The organism is Kitasatospora sp. NPDC085464 (genome assembly GCF_044541955.1).
GTDB lineage: Bacteria > Actinomycetota > Actinomycetes > Streptomycetales > Streptomycetaceae > Kitasatospora.
On record NZ_JBITTM010000117.1, the window covers coordinates 1 to 2565 of the forward strand.

The following is a 2565-nucleotide window of genomic DNA, read 5'->3' on the forward strand; positions in this document are numbered from 1 at the left end:
CATTCTGAAACGATCAGGTGCGACACGAGGTCGCTCCAAGTAAGTAAGGACAGCCAGGTGAAGGAGGTATCGATCGGCTGAACTTCGGGCCGGTGTCCAAGGCCCGTCCCCGCGCTCACATGCGTCGCTGGCAACGGCGGGGTGTGAAGCTGAGCGTTCAAGCCCAAGGACGCCTCGGCCATCGAGGAGTCACAGGCGAGGGGAAGGCTGGACGGGCGAACGCAAGTGAACCCCTGACGACCGCCCCGTGATTTCAAGACCGCGCGATGGCATGCAAACGGCGGTCACAGGACCCGGTGCTGTGAGGCACCGAGCGACCCTCAGGAAGCTGAGACCTGGGGGAAGGACACCGCTGGTCCCGGGGTAAAGGGGGCGCCCACCCCAGCCGCGTCTTACTGGTGCGGAACGTGGAAACCCCGTCGAGGTCCAGGTGAAGAGCCTGGTAGGCCGACCGCAAGGAGAGCTGAACTCCCCGGCGGGAGAAGGATGATCCAAGAAGCGAAGGCCGGTAGGCCGAAAGGCCGGAGGAAACCGGGAGAACGGGACCTTCACCCGCTCCCGCATAACTCGCCGGATACGGGCCCTGGTGGCCCGACCTGAAAGGGAGCCCACGTGGATCAGGTGAGCCTTTGAAGTCACCGCTGCAAGGACGTCGGAACCGAAGGACAAGTTAGGTACTGGAGGCGCGAATTGGGGGGCACGGTATTGACTGGGCCTTCGGCGGCTGCGGTGAACGGACCGGAGGACGCGACTCTCGACTGGCACGGCATCGACTGGGCCGAGTGCGAGGAGAACGTACGGCGACTGAGGCAGAGGATCTTCAAGGCGACGCAGGACGGAGACCTGAAGAAGGTCCGCAACTTGCAGAAGCTCATGCTGCGAAGCCTGAGCAACACGCTGGTCAGCGTGAAGCGGGTGACGCAGCAGAGCAGTGGTCGCAAGACCGCCGGCATCGACGGGGAGCGAGCCCTCACCCCTGCGGCGAGGGGCAAGCTGGCGGCCGAGATCCATCGGTCGTCCCAGCCTTGGAAGGCCAGGCCGGTCAAGCGGGTGTTCATCCCCAAGAGCAACGGGAAACAGCGACCGCTCGGCATCCCGGTCATCCGTGACAGGGTGCTCCAGGCCCGCGTGAAGAACGCGCTGGAGCCCGAGTGGGAGGCGCGGTTCGAGCCGAGGTCGTACGGCTTCCGGCCCGGCCGCGGCTGCCAGGACGCGATCATGGCGATCTTCCTGACGCTGAAGGGCAAGTCCTCGAAACGTCAGTGGGTGCTGGACGCGGACCTGGCGGCGGCGTTCGACCGCATCGACCACGACCATCTGATGTCCTCCATCGGCCAGTTCCCCGCCAGGGGCCTGATCCGGGGCTGGCTCAAGGCGGGAGTGGTCGACCGCGGCCGGTTCGCACCGACGGAGGAGGGGACTCCTCAAGGCGGTGTGATCAGTCCGCTGCTGATGAATGTCGCTCTGCACGGGTTGGAACAGGCCGCTGGGTGCCAATACCGGGTGGCGCGAGCCGGGCGAGAGCCCGGAGCGTCCCCCGGCACTCCCGTGCTGGTGAGGTATGCCGACGACTTCGTGGTGCTCTGCCACGACGAAGCCCAGGTGCACCAGGTCAGGACCCGGCTGGAGGACTGGCTGGAGCCGAGGGGTCTTCGCTTCAACGAGGAGAAGACCAAGGTCGTCCGCCTCGACGAGGGGTTCGACTTCCTCGGCTTCACCGTCCGCCGGACGGCGGGCAAACTGATCGTCAAACCGAGTACGGCGGCCTGCAAGAGGCTCCGGGAGCGGTTGCGGACCGAGGTGAAAGCCCTTCACGGGGCCAACGTCGAGGCCGTACTGCGCAGGCTCATCCCGATCGTTCGCGGTTGGGCGGCCTACTACCGGGCGATGTCTTCCACGACGACGTTCGCGTCGCTGGACCACTACGTGTGGCGCCTGACCTGGAACTGGGCCAGGCGAGGCCATCCCAAGAAGTCGAGGTACTGGATCGTGGAGCGGTACTTCGGCAGGTTCCACCCGTCCAGGCAGGACCGATGGGTCTTCGGCGACCGCGACAGCGGCGCCTTCCTGCCCAAGTTCTCCTGGACCGGCATCGTCCGCCACCAGCTCGTCAAGGGCGGAGCGTCTCCGGACGACCCCGCACTCGCCGAGTACTGGCGGGACCGCCGCCGCAGGAAGGCGCCACCGCCGATGGACAAGACCAGTCTCGTCCTGGCGATCCGGCAGCAGGGGCTCTGCCCCCTCTGCAAGCAGGCGCTGATCGCCGGAGCCGAGTACGAACCGGACAGCCCACGCGAGTGGATCAACTGGTTCGCGGCCTCGAAGAAGATGCTTCACAAGCATCACTTCACCTACCGGCGACACGGCGGCTCGGACGAACGGAACAACCTTCGCCTCGTGCACTCCGAATGCCACCGCCAGCACCACGCGGGCGACGGCAACCGGACCACATCAACCTGCTGACCTGCGAAGCCCTCGTGGCTTGCTTGAGCCGGATGCCGGGATGACTGGCACGTCCGGTTCTGAGGGGGCCGGGTCACGGCAACGTGACCCGGCTACCCGACT

1 protein-coding gene is annotated in these 2565 nt (G+C 66.2%); it reads left to right on the forward strand.

Annotation, left to right across the window (positions count from 1 at the left end; all coding sequences use genetic code 11):
* Positions 1 to 690: 690 nt before the first annotated feature.
* A complete protein-coding gene (ltrA, locus tag ACIGG8_RS42815; RefSeq protein WP_396553987.1) occupies positions 691 to 2463 on the forward strand; it encodes a group II intron reverse transcriptase/maturase in 1773 nt (590 codons plus the stop codon).
* Positions 2464 to 2565: the final 102 nt, after the last annotated feature.